Annotated in this window: 17 protein-coding genes and 1 pseudogene; 5 read left to right on the forward strand and 13 right to left on the reverse strand. The window is 60.8% G+C overall.

Annotation, left to right across the window (positions count from 1 at the left end; genetic code table 11):
- Window positions 1–8 precede the first annotated feature (8 nt).
- The 13 genes from HBO12_RS27315 to acs form a co-directional block, all read right to left on the reverse strand.
- Window positions 9–299: a hypothetical protein gene (locus HBO12_RS27315; RefSeq protein WP_029294458.1), complete on the reverse strand. Its 291-nt coding sequence runs from the start codon at window positions 297–299 to the stop codon at window positions 9–11.
- 23 nt (window positions 300–322) lie between these two features.
- Window positions 323–1,669: an N-succinylarginine dihydrolase gene (astB, locus tag HBO12_RS27320; protein WP_169955159.1), complete on the reverse strand. Its 1,347-nt coding sequence runs from the start codon at window positions 1,667–1,669 to the stop codon at window positions 323–325.
- A 204-nt stretch (window positions 1,670–1,873) separates the two neighbouring features.
- Window positions 1,874–3,343 carry a succinylglutamate-semialdehyde dehydrogenase gene (gene astD / locus HBO12_RS27325; RefSeq protein WP_170043800.1) on the reverse strand — a complete coding sequence of 490 codons (1,470 nt, stop codon included), beginning with the start codon at window positions 3,341–3,343 and terminating at the stop codon, window positions 1,874–1,876.
- The gene (gene astA / locus HBO12_RS27330) at window positions 3,340–4,365 is read right to left on the reverse strand and encodes an arginine N-succinyltransferase (protein ID WP_169955158.1); all 1,026 of its coding nucleotides are present in this window, start codon (window positions 4,363–4,365) and stop codon (window positions 3,340–3,342) included. The genes astD and astA overlap by 4 nt, the downstream gene beginning before the upstream one ends.
- A gap of 50 nt (window positions 4,366–4,415) precedes the next feature.
- Entirely contained in the window at window positions 4,416–5,435 is a 1,020-nt protein-coding gene (aruF, locus tag HBO12_RS27335) for an arginine/ornithine succinyltransferase subunit alpha (RefSeq protein WP_032861580.1), read from the reverse strand.
- A 194-nt stretch (window positions 5,436–5,629) separates the two neighbouring features.
- Complete coding sequence (locus HBO12_RS27340; RefSeq protein ID WP_169955157.1) at window positions 5,630–6,850, reverse strand: aspartate aminotransferase family protein; 1,221 nt, start codon at window positions 6,848–6,850, stop codon at window positions 5,630–5,632.
- Window positions 6,851–7,091: 241 nt separating this feature from the next.
- Window positions 7,092–8,072, reverse strand: a complete 981-nt coding sequence (gene argR / locus HBO12_RS27345) for a transcriptional regulator ArgR (RefSeq protein WP_169955156.1) — start codon at window positions 8,070–8,072, stop codon at window positions 7,092–7,094.
- A gap of 227 nt (window positions 8,073–8,299) precedes the next feature.
- Window positions 8,300–9,064 (reverse strand): ABC transporter ATP-binding protein, encoded by a 765-nt coding sequence (locus HBO12_RS27350; protein ID WP_029294441.1) that lies wholly within the window; start codon window positions 9,062–9,064, stop codon window positions 8,300–8,302.
- Window positions 9,065–9,091: 27 nt separating this feature from the next.
- Window positions 9,092–10,204: a succinylglutamate desuccinylase/aspartoacylase family protein gene (locus HBO12_RS27355; protein ID WP_170043790.1), complete on the reverse strand. Its 1,113-nt coding sequence runs from the start codon at window positions 10,202–10,204 to the stop codon at window positions 9,092–9,094.
- A gap of 1 nt (window position 10,205) precedes the next feature.
- Window positions 10,206–10,904 carry an ABC transporter permease gene (locus HBO12_RS27360; RefSeq protein WP_170043791.1) on the reverse strand — a complete coding sequence of 233 codons (699 nt, stop codon included), beginning with the start codon at window positions 10,902–10,904 and terminating at the stop codon, window positions 10,206–10,208.
- The gene (locus HBO12_RS27365) at window positions 10,901–11,590 is read right to left on the reverse strand and encodes an ABC transporter permease (protein ID WP_029294434.1); all 690 of its coding nucleotides are present in this window, start codon (window positions 11,588–11,590) and stop codon (window positions 10,901–10,903) included. The genes HBO12_RS27360 and HBO12_RS27365 overlap by 4 nt, the downstream gene beginning before the upstream one ends.
- A 91-nt stretch (window positions 11,591–11,681) precedes the next feature.
- Window positions 11,682–12,467: an ABC transporter substrate-binding protein gene (locus HBO12_RS27370; RefSeq protein ID WP_070994684.1), complete on the reverse strand. Its 786-nt coding sequence runs from the start codon at window positions 12,465–12,467 to the stop codon at window positions 11,682–11,684.
- 671 nt (window positions 12,468–13,138) lie between these two features.
- A complete protein-coding gene (acs, locus tag HBO12_RS27375; protein WP_169955154.1) occupies window positions 13,139–15,094 on the reverse strand; it encodes an acetate--CoA ligase in 1,956 nt (651 codons plus the stop codon).
- Between the two features lie 393 nt (window positions 15,095–15,487).
- Between acs and HBO12_RS27380 the strand changes: the two genes are divergently transcribed.
- The 5 genes and pseudogenes from HBO12_RS27380 to HBO12_RS27400 all read left to right on the forward strand — a co-directional run.
- Window positions 15,488–15,757 (forward strand): DUF2790 domain-containing protein, encoded by a 270-nt coding sequence (locus tag HBO12_RS27380; RefSeq protein WP_170043792.1) that lies wholly within the window; start codon window positions 15,488–15,490, stop codon window positions 15,755–15,757.
- Window positions 15,758–15,910: 153 nt separating this feature from the next.
- Window positions 15,911–16,798 (forward strand): helix-turn-helix domain-containing protein, encoded by an 888-nt coding sequence (locus HBO12_RS27385; protein WP_170043793.1) that lies wholly within the window; start codon window positions 15,911–15,913, stop codon window positions 16,796–16,798.
- Window positions 16,799–16,910: 112 nt separating this feature from the next.
- A complete protein-coding gene (locus tag HBO12_RS27390) occupies window positions 16,911–18,176 on the forward strand; it encodes a DUF1479 domain-containing protein (protein WP_170043794.1) in 1,266 nt (421 codons plus the stop codon).
- A gap of 42 nt (window positions 18,177–18,218) precedes the next feature.
- Window positions 18,219–19,502: an ABC transporter substrate-binding protein gene (locus tag HBO12_RS27395; RefSeq protein WP_170043795.1), complete on the forward strand. Its 1,284-nt coding sequence runs from the start codon at window positions 18,219–18,221 to the stop codon at window positions 19,500–19,502.
- Between the two features lie 470 nt (window positions 19,503–19,972).
- Window positions 19,973–20,357: pseudogene (locus HBO12_RS27400) on the forward strand (ribonucleotide-diphosphate reductase subunit beta); the annotation flags it as partial.

The following is a 20,357-nucleotide window of genomic DNA, read 5'->3' on the forward strand; positions in this document are numbered from 1 at the left end:
CAGCTTCCTTAGTGGTTGCAGCCTGGGCCGTGGACGTGATCGTCGTCATCACCTTCAACGTCGGCCGGTTCCATTTCCAGTTGCAGGCTCATCAGGTTGGTGGCCAGCGGGCGCATCAGCAGGTTGGCGTACTCGGCGTCGCCTTCTTCCACGTCCACGCCGATCAGCAGTTGGCCACGGCCATCGTGCTGGATCCAGATTTCCTTGCCCTGCCACACCACGGCCAGGCGGGTGCAAGAGGTTTCCAGCTGGGTGCCGTCGGTGTCTTCAAGGATCAGCTTCAGGGTATCGGTGGTCATAAATAAGTCTCAGCCGTGTGGCTTTAATTGATCTGGAAAGGATAAACCGAGCCCAGTTTAAGGATTTGCGTCAGTTCATCCAATGCCGTGCGACATTCGAGCAGCAACTGCGGGTCAGCCAGATCGGTTTCACGCAGGCTGTCGCGGTAGTGCTTGCCGACCCATTGGGTCAACGTTTCGTACAGCGGTGCAGTCATGATAACCCCTGGATTGACCGCCGCCAGTTCAGCCTCCTTCAACGCCACGCGTAAACGCAGGCAGGCCGGGCCGCCGCCATTCTGCATGCTTTGCTTGAGGTCGAAGACTTTCACTTCGCCGACCGGCCCACCGGCACTGGTCAGGCTTTGCAGGTAGTGCCAGACACGCTCGTTGTTGCGGCACTCTTCGGGCACGATCAGCAGCATCGAACCGTCGGCGCGGCTCAGCAACTGGCTGTTGAACAGGTAGGAGCGCACGGCGTCTTCGACGCTGACCAGGGCGCGGGGTACGCAGATTGCCTGGAAATTGCCGCCGACCTTGCCCAGCTTGGCCTGCAGTTCAGCGAGCATCTGCTCGGTATTGAGGAACGCATCCTCGTGATAGAACAACACCTCACCGTTACCCACTGCGATCACGTCGTTGTGGAACACCCCGGCATCGATCACGGCCGGGTTCTGCTGGCCGTAGACCACACCGTCATCCTGCAGGCCATGCAAACGCGCAACCGCCTGGGACGCTTCGAGGGTCTGGCGCGCCGGGTACTTTTGCGGCGCTGGGTAGCGGGTGTCGAACGCACTGCGGCCGAACACGAAAAACTCCACGCCCGCCTCACCATATTCGCGGCAGAAGCGGGTGTGGTTGGCGGCGCCTTCGTCACCGAACTGCGCCACGGCCGGCAACGCGGCGTGGTGGGCGAAGTGCTGCTGATCGGCAAACATCGCCCCCAGCACGCGGCTGGTGGTCGGGTGTTCGATGCTGCGGTGGTATTTGCAGTTGAGGTTGGCGGCGGTGAAATGCACGCGGCCGTCAAACGTGTCGGCGCTCGGGCTGACCGTCGCGGCGTTGGCCACCCACATGCTCGAGGCCGAACAACTGGCCACCAGCAACGGCATGGCGTGCTTGGCCGCCTGCTGGATCACCTGGGCGTCTGTGCCGGCAAAGCCAAGGCTGCGCAGCGCGGCGACATCCGGACGTTCCTGGGGAGCAAGCACACCTTGCACAAAGCCCATGTCCATCAGGGCTTTCATTTTCGCCAGGCCCTGCAGCGCCGCTTCCCTGGGGTTGGAAGATTGCTGGCTGTTGCTCTGGGACGCGACGTTGCCGTAGGACAAACCGCCGTAGTTATGGGTCGGCCCCACGAGACCGTCAAAATTGACTTCACAGGATTTCATCGGCGAGGCTCCACGAACATCTGTTTTTATAGGCATCAAAGGTCTTCAACACACCACAAACCTGTCTTTGCAAACCCGATCAACTGCAGGTGCTGGCTTGTGTAGGAGCTGGCTTGCCTGCGATGGCATCCCCTCGGTCTGGCTGAAAGACCGAGGTGCCCGCATCGCAGGCAAGCCAGCTCCCACACAAGCCCGCTCCCACATTTAGTTCAGCGTTACACCCGGCGTCAGCGCGGCTGGCAAGACCAGGCTCGGTGTCTCCAGGGATGCCACCGGGTATGCGCAGTAATCTGCCGCGTAATAGGCACTGGCGCGATGATTGCCCGACGCCCCTACCCCACCAAATGGCGCGGTGCTCGCCGCGCCGGTCAGCTGTTTGTTCCAGTTGACGATACCCGCACGGCTTTGCAGCCAGAACTGCTGGTAGCGCGCCTCGGAGTCCGACAGCAACCCTGCGGCCAAACCGTACTGAGTGTTGTTGGCCTCGCTGATCGCCGCTTCGAAATCCGTGTAGCGAACCACTTGCAGCAACGGGCCGAACAGCTCTTCGTCCTCGCGCTCGGTCACGGCGGTCACGTCGATGATGCCAGGTGTCAGCAAGGCTGCCTGCGCCTGGGGCTGGGTCATTTCCAGCAGCGCCACGGCGCCGTTGGCCAGCATCAGTTCCTGGGCTTCCATCAAGGCCTTGGCCGCGCCCAGGGAAATCACCGAGCCCATGAATGGCGGAGGTTGCTGGTCGAAGGCCCCCACGGCAATGGTCGCACTGACGGCAACCAGGCGCGCCAGCAGTGCGTCGCCCCAGGCGCCTTCCGGCACCAGCAGGCGCCGGGCACAGGTGCAGCGCTGGCCGGCAGAAATAAAGGCCGACTGGATGATGGTGTAGACCGCTGCATCCACATCGGCCACCTGGTCCACCACCAGCGGGTTGTTGCCGCCCATTTCCAGCGCGAGGATCTTGTCCGGGCGCCCGGCGAACTGCTGGTGCAGGTGATTGCCGGTGCGGCTGGAACCGGTGAAGAACAGGCCGTCGATACCTGGATTGGAGGCCAGGGCGATCCCGGTCTCCCGCGCGCCTTGCAGCAGGTTCAACACGCCCGCCGGCAGGCCGGCTTCGATCCAGCACTGTACCGTCAGCTCGGCCACTTTAGGGGTCAGCTCGCTCGGCTTGAACAACACGGTATTGCCCGCGAGCAAGGCCGGGACGATATGCCCGTTGGGCAAGTGGCCGGGGAAGTTGTAAGGACCGAATACTGCGACCACGCCGTGAGGCTTGTGGCGCAACACCGCCGTGGCGTCGCCCAGGGGGCCGCTCTTCTCGCCGGTACGTTCGCGGTAGCTCTGCACCGAGATCGCGATTTTGTTGGCCATGCTGGTAACTTCGGTGGCCGACTCCCACAGCGGCTTGCCGGTTTCTTCGCCAATGCAGCGGGCGATTTCATCGGCGCGGCTCTTCAAGGTGGCGGCAAAGGTTTCCAGCACGCTGATGCGCTCTTCCAGGGGGCGCTTGGCCCAGGCAGGGAATGCCTGGCGCGCAGCCTGCACGGCGGACTCGACCTGCTCGACACTGGCGCCATTGCCGGCCCAGATCACCTGCTGGGTCACCGGGTTCAGCGACTCAAAGCGTTCACCCTGGCCAGCCAGCCAGCTCCCTGCGATATACAACGAATTCATTATTTCGACTCCCGGGCAGCAGACAACGGTACGGCACGCACTTGATCACCGGCCACCAGTTGCAGGCGCTTGGCGGTCAGCGGATCGACCACCAGGGTGCCCGCAGCCAGGCGCGCCGGTGCGGCGGTGATGCGGCACTCTTCACGTTTACGGTTATGCATCAGGAACGGCGTGGCGTCGTCCCCCGGCGTGCCGATGGCCAGCACCAGCGCCTGGCTGTCACGCACCGCGCGGATCTTGCTGGTCTCACACTCCACCGCAGGGCCCGCGTCGAAGATATCGACGTAGCCCTGGTAGCTGAAGCCTTCGCTCTTGAGCATGCTCAGGGCCGGCTCGGTGTCGGGATGGACCTTGCCGATCACGTTGCGCGCGTCCTCGGACAAAAAGCAGGTGTACAGCGGGAACTTGGGCATCAGCTCGGCAATAAACGCCTTGTTGCCCACGCCGGTGAGGTAGTCGGCCTGGCTGAACTCCATCTTGAAGAAGTGCCGGCCCAGGCTTTCCCAGAACGGCGAACGCCCGGCGTCGTTGGACACCCCGCGCATCTCGGCAATGATCTTGTTGCCAAACAGCTGCGGGAATTCAGCAATGAACAGCATCCGTGCCTTGGCCAGCATGCGGCCATTGAGGCCGTTGCGGTAATCGGCATGCAGGAACAACGAGCACAGCTCGGAGTTGCCCGTCAGGTCGTTGGCCAGGAACAGCGTAGGAATCTCGCGATAGATGTTCAGTTCCTGGGAGGCGCTGACCGTCAGGCCGACCCGGAAGTTGTACCACGGCTCACGCAGGCCGACGGCGCCAGCGATGGCGGAAATCCCCACCACCCGGCCTTCGTCGTTTTCCAGCACGAACAGGTAGTCGGCATCACCACGCCCGGCTTCGCCGCGAAAGGTCTTTTCAGCCCAGCCAACCCGGTGGGTCAGGCGCTCTTCATTGGCCGGCAAGGTGGTAAGGCCGGTGCCGGTGCTGCGCGCCAGATCAATCAGGGCCGGTAAATCGCTGCTGCGTACGGGACGAACGATCATGCTATCTCCTCAGACGGGCCGCTTTGCAGCCACCCGCGAAACTCTGCTTTTTAAACCGCTACCAGGCGCACGCTGGCGCCTTCGCCGACGCCCAGGGCTTCGGCCGCTTCCAGGTCCAGGGTCACCGGCTTGCCCGGCGCGTAGTCCAGTTCCAGCATCACTGCGCGGTAATCCTGCAACTGCGCGTTGCTCACCAGGTACTGGCGGCCGACGCCCTTGACCATCTCGCCGATCTTCACCGGCACCACGCGGCTCTGGGCGATCGAACGGATGCCCGAGACCCGCGCATGCAGGGTCGGGCCACCGTCGAAGATGTCGATGTAATGATCGGTTTCAAAACCTTCGCGCATCAGGATGTCGAAGGTGATCTGCGCACGCGGGTGCACCTGGCCCATGGCTTCCTGGGCTTCGTCGGGCAACAGCGGCACGTAGATCGGGTAGTGGGGCATCAGCTCGGCGAGGAAGGTGCGGCTCTTCAACCCGCACAGGCGCTCGGCGGCGGCGTAGTTGAGGTCGAAGAAGTTGCGGCCGATGGCGTCCCAGAACGGCGAATCACCGTTCTCGTCGCTGTAGCCGACAATCTCGGTCACCACCGAGTCGGCAAAGCGCTCGGGGTGACTTGCGACAAACAGCAGGCGGCCACGGGAGTTGAGTTCCGACCAGGCCGAACCCACCAGTTCCGGCACCACGTAGAAGCTGGTCAGCAAGCTGTTGCCGGTCAGGTCGTGGCACTGGGACAGGACGTGAATTTTGTTGTGGATCTTCAGTTCGCGGGACGCGTGGACGAAGGTCTCGTTGCGAAAGCTGTAGAACGGCTCGGAATAACCGGCCGAGGCAACGATGGCCGAACAGCCCACCAGCTTGCCGGCGACGGTGTCTTCGAGGACAAAGAAATAGCTTTCTTCACCGTTGAAACTCACTTCGGCGGCGAAGGACGCTTCGCTGGCGGCGATTTTGTCGCTCAGGCGTTCAACGTCATCCGGCAGGGAGGTGACACCAATCGGGCTGTCCGCAGCCAGACGCTGTACCTCGCCCAGATCAGCCATTTGCGCGGGGCGCATCACCAGCATGGTGTCACTCCTTAACTCGAAAACTTCATAAAAAAATGCCGGACACTGAACCTGGAATCACCCAGGTTCCAATGTGGGAGCGGGCTTGCCCGCGATTGCGGTGGGCCAGTCACAACAACGTCGACTGACAGATCGCTATCGCGGGCAAGCCCGCTCCCACATTTGATCCGGTTCGTTAGATAAATGTGTATCTATCAGGCTTGCGTCAGCGTTTTTACAGCACGTTCAAAGCGGTCCAGGCCTTCATTGATGTCCGCCTCTTCCACCACCAGGCTTGGCGCAAAACGCACCACGTCCGGGCCGGCCTGCAGGATCATCAGGTTTTCTTTCTCGGCCGCGTTGAACACGTCCTTGGCCTTGCCCTTGAACGCGTCGCTCAATACGCAACCGAGCAGCAGGCCCATGCCACGTACTTGGGTGAAGATCCCGTATTGCTGGCCGATCTGCTCCAGGCGGGCCTTGAACAGCTCGTGCTTGGCATTGACGCCGGCCAGCACCTGGGGGGTGTTGATCACGTCGATCACCGCTTCGGCCACCGCGCATGCCAGCGGGTTGCCGCCGTAGGTGGTGCCGTGGGTGCCGACCACCAGGTGCTTGGCCAGGTCTTCGCGCGTCAGCATCGCGGCAATCGGGAAGCCGCCGCCCAGGCTCTTGGCGCTGGTGAGGATGTCGGGTACCACGCCGTAGTGCTGGTAGGCAAACAGATGGCCGCTGCGGCCCATGCCAGTCTGCACTTCGTCGAACACCAGCAGCGCGTTGTTGGCGTCACACAGGTCGCGGGCACCTTGCAGGTACGCAAGCTCAGCCGGCAACACGCCGCCTTCGCCCTGGATCGGTTCCAGCACCACGGCGCAGGTCTTGTCCGACACCGCGGCTTTCAGCGCGTCCAGGTCGTTATAAGGAACGTGGGTGATGCCGGTGATTTTAGGACCGAAACCATCAGAGTACTTCGACTGGCCACCGACGTTGACCGTAAACAGGGTGCGGCCGTGGAAGCTGTTCAGGGCGGCGATGATCTCGTATTTCTCGCTGCCGAAACGGTCGAACGCCACGCGACGGGCCAGCTTGAAGGCGGCCTCGTTGGCTTCGGCGCCCGAGTTGCAGAAGAACACACGCTCGGCAAAGGTGGCGTCGATCAGCTTATGGGCCAGGCGCAGGGCCGGCTCGTTGGTGAAGACGTTGGAGACGTGCCACAGCTTGTTGGCCTGGGCGGTCAATGCGCCGACCAGCGCCGGGTGGGCATGGCCCAGCACGTTCACTGCGATGCCGCCGGCAAAATCGATCAGCTCGCGACCCGACTGGTCCCACACGCGGGAACCTTCGCCACGCACAGGGATAAAGGCGGCAGGGGCATAGTTGGGCACCATGACCTGGTCGAAATCGGCACGTTGCACCGGGGCTTGCTCAACGGACATCGGAGTCTCCTGAAGAGGAACGCCTGCCTGGAACTGGCGGGCGATGCAGGGATTGTAAGGACAGTTTTCAGCGCGGCCTTGCCGCCAAGCGACAACTTCTTATAGCGCCAACCCCCGTTTTACGCGGGTTTACGCCAATGCGACAAATAGCTTCGCAATGGCGCAGTTTAAACAGAAGACAGGCGGTTGCGGCAGTGCCGTGGGAATTTTGCTCAGCTGCATCCGCAGGGCAAGGCCCTGCTCAGCCGCGCTCGGATGGCACCGACGACAACTCGAACGGGCTGCTGCTGCGCCGCTGGTTGCGATCTTCACGGGGGGTGGCGCCGAAGAAGTTGCGGTAGGCGCTGGAAAAGTGCGGCCCCGAGGAGAAGCCGCAGGACAGGCCGATCTGGATGATCGATTTGCTGGTTTGCATCAGCATCTGGCGCGCCTTGTTCAGGCGCAGCTCCAGGTAGTACTGGCTGGGAACGCGGTTGAGGTACTGCTTGAAGATGCGCTCCAGTTGTCGTCGCGACACGCACACATGCTGGGCGATTTCGTCGGTGGTCAGCGGCTCTTCGATGTTGGCTTCCATCAGCAACACTGCCTGGGTCAGCTTCGGATGGCTGGACCCCAGGCGGTTCTGCAATGGAATGCGCTGGCGTTCGCCACCTTCGCGGATGCGCTCTACCACCAATTCTTCGGAGACCGCACCGGCCAGTTCGGCACCATGATCACGGGCCAACACCGCCAGCAGCAGGTCGAGCACCGACATGCCACCGCAGGCGGTCAGGCGATCACGGTCCCAGTCGAACAAATGGCTGGTGGCGATGACCTTGGGGAAACGTTCGGCAAAGTCATCCTGCCAGCGCCAGTGCACGGCGGCGCGATAGCCGTCGAGCAAACCCAGTTGCGCCAACGGATACACGCCCGCCGACAAGCCGCCGATCACGCAGCCGGCACGCACCAGTTGCTTGAGTGCGGTGCCCAACTGGGACGCGATCACGGTGGGCGGCTCGTCGGCCAGCAGGAACAGCTTCTGGAAGCCTTCCAGCTTACCGGCCCAGGGTTCGCCGGGCAGCTTCCAGTCACCCTCGACCGGCGGCTCGGCCTGCAGGAATGACACCTCGTAGACCACGTCTGGATGCACCCGCTGGGCCACACGCAAGGCCTCCTCAGCCAGCGCAAGCGTCAGGGCTTTAGTGCTGGGCCAAATCAGGAAACCAATGCGATGGGCTGTCATGGAGGGCTATCCGAAACGAAAACGGTAATGAAGACAAGGGCCAATGCTAGCCCGTAAACCAACACAAATCTCAAAACAAACAGAGATCTAATGTGGGAGCTGGCTTGCCGGCGATAGCGGTGGGACTGGCTTACCGCTATCGCCGGCAAGCCGGCTCCTACAAGGAATCGAGGCCAACCTCAAGGCTGCGAAGCATGCACTATTTCAGTGCATAAACGCAGCCTTGTTTACTTCAAGCTACCGGACAAGAACTGCTGCAACCGCTCGGACTGCGGGTTGACCAGCACTTCACGCGGGTTGCCGCGTTCTTCGACAATGCCTTTGTGCAGGAACACCAACTGGTTGGACACTTCACGGGCAAAGCCCATTTCGTGGGTCACTACCACCATCGTCCGGCCTTCCAGGGCCAGGTCCTGCATGACCTTCAACACTTCGCCGACCAGCTCCGGGTCCAGCGCCGAGGTCGGCTCGTCAAACAGCATCACCTCAGGCTCCATCGCCAGCGCCCGGGCAATCGCCACGCGCTGCTGCTCGCCACCGGACATATGGCCGGGGAAGGCATCCTTGCGATGAGCCACGCCGACTTTGGCCAGGTAGTGCTCGGCCTTTTCACGGGCGTCTTTTTTCGACATGCCCAGCACATGCACCGGGGCTTCCATGACGTTTTCCAGCGCGGTCATGTGCGACCACAGGTTGAAATGCTGGAACACCATCGACAGACGCGAACGCATACGCTGCAACTGCTTGGGGTCGGCGGCTTTCATCGCGCCGTCCTTGTTGGCCACCAGCTTCAGCTCTTCGTTATTGAGCAGGATCTTGCCGGCGTGAGGCTGCTCCAGCAGGTTGATGCAGCGCAAAAAGGTGCTTTTGCCCGAGCCACTGGAACCGATGATGCTGATCACATCACCGGCCGCGGCGGCCAGGGACACGCCTTTGAGCACTTCATGACTGCCATAGCGTTTATGCAGGTCTTGGACTTCAAGTTTGTACATGCGGTCGGTTCTCACAAAAACAGTTGGTCAGTCGTTGAGCAAGCGCCCGTGACGCAGCGCTTCGCGCCCCGCCACCTTGGCCAGCCAGAAACCCGCTTGGGCATAACGCAGCCGTTCAACGGCAAACAACACCCCTGACGTGCCCGCGCAAACAATGCTGACGCGGTCGGCCAAAGGATCAATCACTTCAAAAATCGGCTCGCCGGTTTCCACCCAGTCACCGGCTTTACGCAAGTAACTGATCACCCCGGCGTGGGGTGCAAACAGCAATTCAGTGCCTTCGAAGGGCACGCCTTCACACGGTTCGTGTTGCGGCGCCGGCCACTCTCCCTTGATCAGGCCCTGTTCGGCGAGGAACGCGAGGATACCTTCGGCGTGGAAGATCGCCTCATCCCGACCGGTATCGGCCTGACCGCCCAGCTCCAGGGTCGTCGCCAGGCATGCCAGAGGGATCTGCGCCTCGGGGAACGCCCGTGACAAACGCAGCCACGGCAACGAGCAGGCCTCATCGAACGAGCTGCCGCCGGAATCTTCCGCCAACAGGCCGACCTTCACATTCAAATGCGCCGACAACGAACGCCACTGCGGCCAGTGCTGGGGCAGCGCGTACATGTGCAGCGCGGCTTCAGCGTCGCAGTGCAGGTCGAGGACCACATCGGCAGTACAGGCATGGCTCAGCAAAACCCGCTGCATACCTTGCAACTGGCTGCTCGGCTCGGGCAGTGCATTGAGCGCATCGCTCATTGCCTGGCGGATCATGCGCACATTGGCGTGGGGATCATCTCCCAGCCTGCCTTCCAGCAAGGCAGCAACCGGCTCGCTCAACTCGACGAAATCACGGTTGAAGTTCTTCCCGGTGCCGACCTCGAAACGCCCCTGGTGGCTGCCTTGCAGCAGTTGACCCAGGCCCATCGGGTTGGCCACCGGCACCAGCTCGATCACACCGTTGAGGGCGCCCTGCGCTTCGAGTTCGGCCAGGCGCTTTTTCAGCTCCCAGGCCGCGCGCATCCCCGGCAACTCATCGGCGTGCAGGCTGGCCTGGATATACGCCTTGCGCTCGCCATGGCCGAAACGGAACACCGTCAACTGGCGCTCGCAACCCAGGTGCCCCCAGGGCAGTACGTGCTCGATGCGTTCCATATCAGTGCTTCCGGGGAGCCAGGTAGCTCAACCAGCGGCGCTCGGCCAGCTTGAACAGGCGCACCAGGATGAACGTCAGGCACAGATAGAACAGGCCAGCGGTGATATAGGCTTCGAACGGCAGGTAGTACTGGGCGTTCACCGTGCGAGCGGCACCGGTGATGTCGACCAGGGTGACGATGGAGGCCAGGCTGGTGGTCTGCAACATCATGATCACCTCGTTGCTGTACTGCGGCAGCGCCCGGCGCAGGGCCGAGGGCAGCAGGATGCGGCGGTACAGCTTGTAGCGCGACATGCCCATGGCCTTGGCCGCTTCGATCTCGCCATGGGGCGTGGCCTTGAGGCTACCGGCGATGATCTCGGCGGTGTAGGCGCTGGTATTGATGGCAAAGGCCAGGCACGCACAGAAGGTCGCGCTGGACAGCCACGGCCAGAGGAAACTCTCGCGCACCGCTTCGAACTGGGCCAGGCCGTAGTAGATCAAAAACAACTGCACCAGCATCGGCGTACCGCGGATCACATAGGTGTAGAGCCAGGCCGCGCCATTGACCAGCGGTTGTTTGGACACTCGCATCAGGCCCAGGGGCACGGCGGCAAGCAGGCCGAAGAACAGCGAGATCAACAGCAATTTCAGGGTGGTCAGCAAGCCGCCAAGGTACAGCGGCATGGCCTCCCAGATGACGTTGTAGTCGAAGATCATAGATCAGCCGCCTTTACGCCTACCGAGTAGCGCTTCTCAAGATAACGCAGGGCCAGCAACGAGACGCTGGTGATCACCAGGTACATCGCCGCCACCGCGAGGAAGAAGGTAAAAGGTTCGCGGGTGGCATCTGCCGCCTGCTTGGCCTTGAACATCATGTCTTGCAGGCCCACCACCGAAATCAGCGCGGTGGCCTTGGTCAGTACCAGCCAGTTGTTGGTAAAGCCGGGGATTGCCAGCCGGATCATCTGCGGCACCATCACCCGGAAAAACACCTGGAACGGGCTCATGCCATAGGCCATGCCCGCTTCGGCCTGGCCCTTGGGGATGGCCATGAACGCACCGCGGAAAGTTTCCGACAGGTAGGCGCCAAAGATGAAACCCAGGGTGCCGATACCGGCGGCCAAGGGGTTCAAGTCAATATAGTCGTCGTAGCCCAGTAGCGGCGCGACGCGGTTGAGCAGGTCCTGGCCACCGTAGAAAATCAGCAGGATCAGCACCAGGTCGGGGATCCCGCGGATCACCGTGGAGTACAGGTCACCCAGCCAAGCCAGCCAGCGTACCGGCGACAGGCGCAATGCGACCCCAATCAGACCCAGAACAATGGCCAAGGCCATGGACGACAAGGCGAGCTGAAGCGTCAACCATGCGCCATCGAGGATAACGGCCCCGTAGCCTTTCAACATGATTCAGGTCCTCGAAAAGGCGGATGAAAAAATGGCGCAAACTTCAGAGACCCTGGTGCTTGCGCCATTCTGGACAGACAACTGCGAAGGTTTACTTGGCGTCAGCGCCGTAAATATCGAAGTTGAAATACTTTTTCTCGATTTCTTTGTACTTGCCATTGGCGCGGATCGCGGCGATGGCTGCGTTGATGCGGTCCAGGTTGGCCTTGTCGCCTTTACGTACCGCGATACCAATACCATCGCCGAAGTATTTGGCGTCGGTGAACGCAGGGCCTACGAACGCGTAGCCTTTGCCTGAGTCGGTCTTCAGGAAACCGTCTTCGAGCAGGGTCGCATCAGCCACGGTGCCATCAAGGCGACCGGCCGCCACATCCAGGTAGATCTCGTTCTGGGTGCTGTAGGGAACGATGGTCGCACCTTTAGGCGCCAGGACTTCCTTGGCGAAACGGTCATGGATCGAACCGCGCTGTACGCCGATCTTCTTGTCCTTGAGCTCAACCAGGCTGTCGCTGACGGTAACGCTGTCCTTCATCACCAGGCGTGCCGGGGTCAGGTAGTAGCGGTTGGTGAAATCCACGGACTTCTTGCGGTCGTCAGTGATGGACATGGACGACAGGATTGCGTCGATCTTGCGCACTTTGAGCGCCGGGATCAGGCCATCGAATTCTTGCTCGACCCAGGTGCACTTGACCTTCATCTCTTCGCACAGGGCGTTGCCGATGTCGTAGTCAAAACCGACGATGCTGCCGTCCGGCGCCTTCGAGGCAAACGGAGGGTAGGCTGCTTCGATACCAATTTTCAGCGGTTTCTCTTCAGCGAAGGCCTGCATGGACAGCACGGACAGCGCCAGGGCGCCCAACAGCACGAGTTTCTTCATCTTGGGACTCCATCGGTATAGGACAAAAACAGCAGTATGAGCCATGGCCCACGATGCGACTGAGTGAAACCGAATAGCGGTGCTGCGTCCTACACCAGTTCAACACGGCGACGACGAGCGAGTGATCGGCATTCTAACGACAGGCCGGAAGCCGATATTTCCTCAATGCGACAACAATTTACAGAAGCACCGAGAAAGCGACCCCGACCCATTGACAACCCCTGATTTTTATGCAGAGGCAAAAGATATTAAACCTATTAACGCTGCAAATTGCGGGCCTATTATTCGCAAACCCTTCTATTCCGGCAAGTGTAGCGTTTGATCTAATTTTTCAGGGTGTCTAAAACGGGCGTTTTCGGGGCGTGGATGTAGCACTTTGCCTCATGTTTGGGCGCAAGGTTACACATTTGCACCACTGGGTAACATTCAGAAACGTCCTACTAGATAAACCGATATTTATTGGCTTGGTGCTGAGGACGGTCTGTCATCCCCCACCATCCAATGTAGGAGCTGGCTTGCCAACGATAGCGGCGGGCCTGTATCAAATGGGCTGACTGACCCACCGTTATCGCCGGCAGGCCGGCTCCTACATTGATGGTATTTCATAGTGAGGCCCCACAAAAAAGCCCCATCCGGCCTACACCGGATGGGGCTTGGTCCCATAAACCCGCTTACGCGACGTTCATGGTCTTGTGGGTATCGATCAGATGCTGCACCACACTTGGATCAGCCAGGGTGGAGATATCCCCCAGCCCGTCATACTCGGCCGTGGCAATCTTGCGCAGGATACGGCGCATGATTTTCCCCGACCGGGTCTTAGGCAAGCCTGGTGCCCACTGGATCACGTCCGGCGATGCAATCGGGCCGATCTCCTTGCGCACCCAGTTCTTCAGTTCCAGGCGCAGCGCTTCGGTCGGCTCCTCACCGTTTTTCAAGGTGACATACACATAGATGCCCTGGCCCTTGATGTCGTGAGGCACGCCGACCACGGCCGCCTCGGTGACTTTGGGATGGGCGACCATGGCGCTTTCGATCTCGGCGGTGCCCATGCGGTGCCCGGAAACGTTGAGCACGTCATCCACGCGACCGGTGATCCACCAGTAGCCGTCTTCATCGCGACGCGCGCCGTCGCCGGTGAAGTACATGCCACGGAAGGTCTTGAAGTAAGTGTCGACAAAACGGTCATGGTCGCCGTACAGGGTACGCGCCTGGCCCGGCCACGAATCGAGGATCACCAGGTTGCCTTCGGCAGCGCCCTCGATGATGTTGCCCAGGTTGTCCACCAACGCTGGCACCACGCCAAAGAACGGACGTGCCGCCGACCCCGGCTTGAGCGCGTGAGCGCCCGGCAACGGGCTCATCAGGGTCGCGCCAGTTTCGGTCTGCCACCAGGTGTCGACAATCGGGCAACGGGATTGGCCGACATTCTTGTAGTACCAGTCCCAGGCTTCCGGGTTAATCGGCTCACCCACCGAACCCAACAGGCGCAAGCTGCTGCCATCGATACCTTCGCAGGCGGCGGTGCCGGAAGCCATCATCGCGCGGATCGCGGTCGGCGCGGTGTAGAGGATATTGACCTTGTGCTTGTCGACGATTTTCCCGACCCGCGTGATATCCGGGTAGTTCGGCACGCCTTCGAACAGCAGTGTGGTCGCGCCATTGGCCAGCGGACCATAGACGATGTAGGTGTGGCCAGTGACCCAGCCGACGTCGGCGGTGCACCAGTAGACTTCGCCCGGGCGGTAGTCGAACACGCGCTCGTGGGTCAGGGCGGCGTACAACAGGTAGCCGCCGGTGGTGTGCTGCACGCCCTTGGGCTTGCCGGTGGAACCGGAGGTGTAAAGGATGAACAGCGCTTCTTCGGCGCCCATCTCTTTTGGCGCGCAGACCGTGCCCGCCACTTTCATCAGGTCTTCGTACCAGATGTCGCGATGCTGGTTCCACTTGATCTGGCCATTGGTGCGCTTGCACACGATGACTTTCTGGATGCTGCTGGTTTCCGGGTTGGTCAGCGCGTCGTCGACGTTGGCCTTGAGCGGTACCTTCTTGCCGGCACGAATGCCTTCGTCGGCGGTAATCACCACCTTGGATTTGCAGTCGATGATGCGACCGGCCAGGGCTTCAGGGGAGAAACCGCCGAACACCACCGAGTGGATCGCGCCGATGCGGGTACAGGCCAGCATGGCGACCACAGCTTCAGGGATCATCGGCATATAGATGGTCACCACGTCACCGCGGTGCACATCCTGGCCGCGCAGGGCGTTGGCGAACTTGCAGACCTGTTCGTGCAGCTCGCGGTAGGTGATGGTGCGGCTTTCGGAAGGATCGTCGCCCTCCCAGATGATCGCCGCCTGGTCGCCGCGCTCGGCGAGGTGACGGTCCAGGCAGTTGTAGGAAACGTTGAGGGTGCCGTCAGCAAACCACTTGATATCGACATGGTGGTCGTCAAACGAGGTCTGCTTGACCGTGGTGAAAGGCTTGATCCAGTCAAGACGCTTGGCTTGCTCGCGCCAGAAGCCGTCGGGGTTGACCACCGACTGCTGGTACATGGCCTTGTAGGTCGCCTCGTCAGTCAGCGTATTGGCTGCTACTTCGGGGCGAACGGGGTACAGGGAAGCCGCACTCATCTTTCTTACCTCGGTGACTATAGTTGTTGTTGTATGGCCCTGTTGTAGCCGGGGCAGGCCTATAGAACCATTCGACGATGGTAGTAACAAGCCCCTACAAATTGCCCTGATATGTGCGTGAGCCGCTCTGGTACGGGGCCTGTAGCGCGTTTTGCGCTACCGGAAAAAACCTCTGTCGTGGATTGTTACGAAAACCACCAAAAGTGTTTATCAAAAGTACGGGTATATGAATGCAACCCAGGCGCCTAAAATCAACCTCGCCAACAAGGCACTGTGATTAACCAAGTTGCAGCCCCCACGAAGGCACGTTAATCCGAACTCTCTACTTAAGTTACACACGTGGCCTCACAAGGGCCCCGTGACCCCCTTCGACTGTAAAAAGGTAAATTGGAAATGAAAGCTTTATTAGTTATGGCCCTTGCCAGCCTGTGCGCCACCGCCGCCCTGGCCGACGAGATCCCGACTGACGTAGCCAGCCAGCACACCGCTATTGTTGAGGAATACACCTACGCCACTGATCTGGATATTGCCAAGGTGGTGTCCATGAGTTCCATTCCGAATGTCTGCGAAGTTGTTCCAGCACGCATGGAATATGAAGATCACCAAGGCCAGCGTCATATTCTTAATTACAAAGTCATGGGTAACGGTTGCTCTAACGGTTAATAACTTAGTTAGTTAGAACCTAACCTGGCAATGTTCGCCGCAAGGAATCGTTCTTGCGGCAAAGAGACTTGTTCACGGCACCTTCCCCTTCTCGCTTGAACCGAATGCTACGATTGTGGCGTTGCTACTCCCTCTGCACAGCAGGATGGGTTCATGAGAGCCAGTTTCGAGAAAATCCCCACCGAGGCCAACACCTCCTGGACCCTGCTCAACAGGCGCCTGCCACAGGCGATCCCGTTTGAGTGGCATCACCACCCTGAGTACGAGCTGACCCTCACCCTCAACAGTCGTGGGCACCGTTACATCAGCAACGATGTGGCACGCTACGATGATGGCGACCTGGTGCTGGTGGGCCCGAATGTTCCCCATAGCTGGTCGTCGGCCGAGACTATCGACCCGACCCAACCGCACATCGCCCTGGTCATCTGGTTTTCTGAAGCCTGGGCCGATTCGCTGGTCAAATTGTTTCCGGAAATGGCCTCGACCCGCGCCCTGCTGGCGGCCGCGCAGCATGCACTGAGTTTCAGCGACGCCACCTCGCGCGCCCTGCGCCCGGTGATCGAGGCGATGGTCGAGCAAGACGCCTCCCAGCGCCTGATTTCCCTGCTGACGGTACTCAATACCCTGTCACGGGATGTCGCGGCGCAGCGCATCGCTGTGCAACAAACCCCTCACATCATTGAAGATGCGCGCATCCGCCGGGTCCTGGACTACCTGCACGGCCACTATGCGCAACCCCTGAGCATCCCTGAGCTGGCACAAATGGCCTGCGTCAGCGTTTCCGCCTTCCACCGCATGTTCCGCAAACACACACGCTGCACAGCATTGGACTACATCGTGCGGCTGCGCATCGGACACGCCTGCGCCCTGTTGATGCAAGGCAACCTGGCCGTCAGCACCATCGCCGAACAGGTCGGGTACGCGTCCCAGGCCCTGTTCAACCGTCAGTTCAAGGCGCAAAAGGGCATGACGCCTTCAGACTTCCGTGGTCAGCATGGGCATCACTTCCAGCCAGGCACGGCTAAGCCGATTCTTCTGTAGGCGCATGATCAAACGCCACAATCGTATTGCTCAACGCGCCAAATGAGGCTGCCGTCCAGGCCGTCCGGAGTGATTCCATACCTGCATGAATAATAAAAATGCAGGCCACCCCATGAACAATTCCCCATCCTTCGCAAGTGCCGAGCTACCTGACGACTACAAACGCAGCATCGTCGCCATGAAAAAGGCACTGCGCGCACAGATCGGCGACGTGCCCGCGCTGTTTGCCGAAGTCAGCGCCTTTATCGCCACGGAAATCGCCGCGATCAAGGCCCAGCAAGCCCTGACCGGCTCGGCCTGGCCCGAACTGGACTTTGCCACCCTCGCCAACGGCCAGGTCACAGAACAACAACGCGCGCTGATCAAGCGCCGAGGCTGCCTGGTGATCCGCAACCACTTTCCCAGGCAGCAGGTGCTGGAGTGGGACAAGAGCCTGCTGGACTACCTGGACCACAACCAGTTCGACGCGGTTTACCGGGGCCCTGCCGACAACTTCTTCGGCAACCTGGAAGCCTCGCGCCCGGAAATCTTCCCGATCTACTGGTCCGAGGCCCAGATGCAACTGCGCCAGCATGAGCGCATGGGCTGCGCCCAATCGTTCTTGAACCGCCTGTGGACCATCGACTCCCACGGCCAGCAGTGGTTCGACCCCGACACCAACGCCCTGTACCCGGACCGCGTACGGCGACGCCCGCCCGGCACCACGTCCAAAGGCCTGGGCCCGCACACCGACTCCGGGGCGCTGGAGCGCTGGCTGCACCCGGCCTACTTGAAGGTGTTCGAGAAAATTTACCGCAATGACTTCAAATCCTACGACCCGTGGGACGCCGCCCATCGTACCGAAGTCGATGAATATGCCTACCCAGGTACCAAATGCTCGGCCTTTCGCACCTTCCAGGGTTGGACCGCGCTGTGCGACATGAATGCCGACCAGGGCGTGCTGCATACCTTGCCGATCCCCAAGGCCATGGCCTACCTGCTGCTGCGCCCGCTGCTCGATGACGTGCCCGAGGATGAGCTGTGTGGCGTTGCGCCAGGCAAGGTGCTGCCGATCCTGGAGAAGTGGCACCCGCTGCTGGTCCAGGGCATGTCACCGATTCCGGACGTGCAGGCTGGCGATTCGGTGTGGTGGCACTGCGATGTAGTCCATAGCGTCGCTCCCGTCGAAAACCAGCAGGGCTGGGGCAATGTGATGTACGTACCAGCCGCCCCCATGTGTCCGAAAAATCTGCGTTATGCCAGGGATGTGTTGCGGGCCTTCGAACAAGGCGCCTCGCCGGATGACTTCCCCCGCGAAGACTACGAAAAGCACTGGAGCGACCGCTTCATGACCTCGCAACTGAACGCCCTCGGCCGCAAAGGGCTGGGGCTGGAATAAGTACCCTCCTCTCACCACAAAAACAAAAAAGGGCCACCCCCTATGAAAATCGTCAATCGCCTTGCCGTTGCCATCTCCCTCGCCAGCCTTTGCACAGTCAGCGCCCATGGGGCCCAGAGCAAGGGCAGCGTGGAAGTCGTGCATTACTGGACCTCGGGCGGGGAAGCCAAGTCTGCGGACGTGCTCAAGCAACTGATCGAAAAAGACGGCTATACCTGGCAAAACAGCGCCGTAGCCGGTGGCGGGGGCGCAGCGGCCATGACGGTGCTCAAGACTCGCGCCGTGTCCGGCAACCCGCCCTCCGCCGCTCAGATCAAGGGCCCGGATATCCAGGAATGGGGCAATCTGGGCTTGCTGACCAGCATCGACGACGTGGCCAAGGCCAATCACTGGGACAACCTGCTGCCCCAGAGCATTGCCCAACTGATGAAATATGATGGCCACTATGTCGCCGTGCCGCTGAATATCCACCGTATCAACTGGCTCTGGACCAACCCCACGGTACTCAAGCAGGCCGGCGTGTCCCAGACGCCGAAAACCCTCGAAGAACTGTATGCCGCCGGTGACAAACTCAAGGCCGCCGGTTTTATTGCGCTCGCCCACGGCGGCCAACCCTGGCAGGACACCACGGTATTTGAAGGCCTGGTGCTGAGCATCCTCGGCGCGGATGGCTTCAAGAAAGCCTTTATCGATCACGACGAAGCCACCTTCACCGGCGCGAAAATGACCGAAGTGTTTGTAGCACTGCGCAAACTCAAGACCTACATGGACCCCGACGGCACGGGCCAGGACTGGAACATGGAGACCGCCAAGGTCATCAAGGGCCAGGCCGGCATGCAGATCATGGGCGACTGGGCCAAGAGCGAATGGAGCGCCGCCGGCAAGAAGGCCGGTCTCGATTATGAATGCGCGCCCTTCCCGGGCTCCCAAGGCATCTATAGCTACACCATCGATTCCCTGGCGATGTTCAAGCTCTCCAGCAAAAATGACACACCGGGCAACAATGCCGCGCGCGACGACCTGGCCAAGATCGCCCTGGAGCCGCAATTTCAAACGGTATTCAATCAGAACAAAGGCTCCATCCCGGTGATCACGGGCCTGGACATGAGCCAGTTCGACAGTTGCGCCCAGGCCTCCGCCAAGGATTTCGCCGAAGCCGAAAACGCCGGCACCCTGGCCCCGAGCATGGCGTTCAACATGTCGACTTCCCAGGCAGTGCAGGGGGCGGTGTTTGATGTGGTCAGCCACTTTATGAGCGATAAAAACGCGGATCCGGCCAAGGCCGGGAAACAGATGTTTGCGAGCATTCAGGCGGCAGCACAGTAAGGCCCTGCGGCCAGTTCTTGCGCCAAGGGGCGCAAGAACTGCGATGCCAAATCTACCTGCGGCTGGCGCATTAAAAGCAGCGCCTACCGCCCGTCAAAAAAATCCGCAGCTGGCAAACCCTTGCAAACCCGCACTCTGGCCGCAAACACCGTCAATTTGGCGGCCCACCGAGACCATCCGCCGCAACACAAAGGCAAATTTTTCCCTATAATGCGCGGGTAAATCGGGCCTGTAATATCCCTTTACATGGGGTAACGAGCCAGACCTGAGGCCCCGCAGGAGTAAGACACAGTCGCTCCGCCCCTCAGACCTCATGCAGAGCACCCGTAGCCCTATTCCGTTTAATGCCTGCGCTAGCTGTTGCAACAAACGATTCCTTAAAGATCCACCGCGGCCCCTGGGCCGTGTGAACACCCAACCATCCGGTTTCACACGGGCACCATTGGCCCTCACGCAGGAGACGACACGTCATGCTGAGCTGGGACGAATTCGACAAAGAAGAAGAAGGCGAAGTAGCCGCTAAAGGCGCCAACGCCGGCCACGCCACCGAAGCCAACATGGACCGCCTCGACGGTGCCGGTGCCGCCGCCGCCATCGAGGCCCGCGCCGTCACCGCCAATGACTCCGCCGCCATCGTGCGCGCCAAGGCCGCCCTGGACAAACTCGACGTCGCCGAAGGCCTCGCCGAGTTGGAAGGCGCCTCCGCCCGTGTCGCCGTTGACGAAAAGCGCATGATCAACTGCCGCGCCGACCTCAACCAACTCGTGCCCTTCAAGTACGACTGGGCCTGGCAGAAGTACCTCGACGGCTGCGCCAACCACTGGATGCCGCAAGAGGTCAACATGACCGCCGACA

Origin of the sequence: Pseudomonas sp. WS 5059 (assembly GCF_012985525.1) — a bacterium.
In the GTDB taxonomy this organism is placed as follows: domain Bacteria; phylum Pseudomonadota; class Gammaproteobacteria; order Pseudomonadales; family Pseudomonadaceae; genus Aquipseudomonas.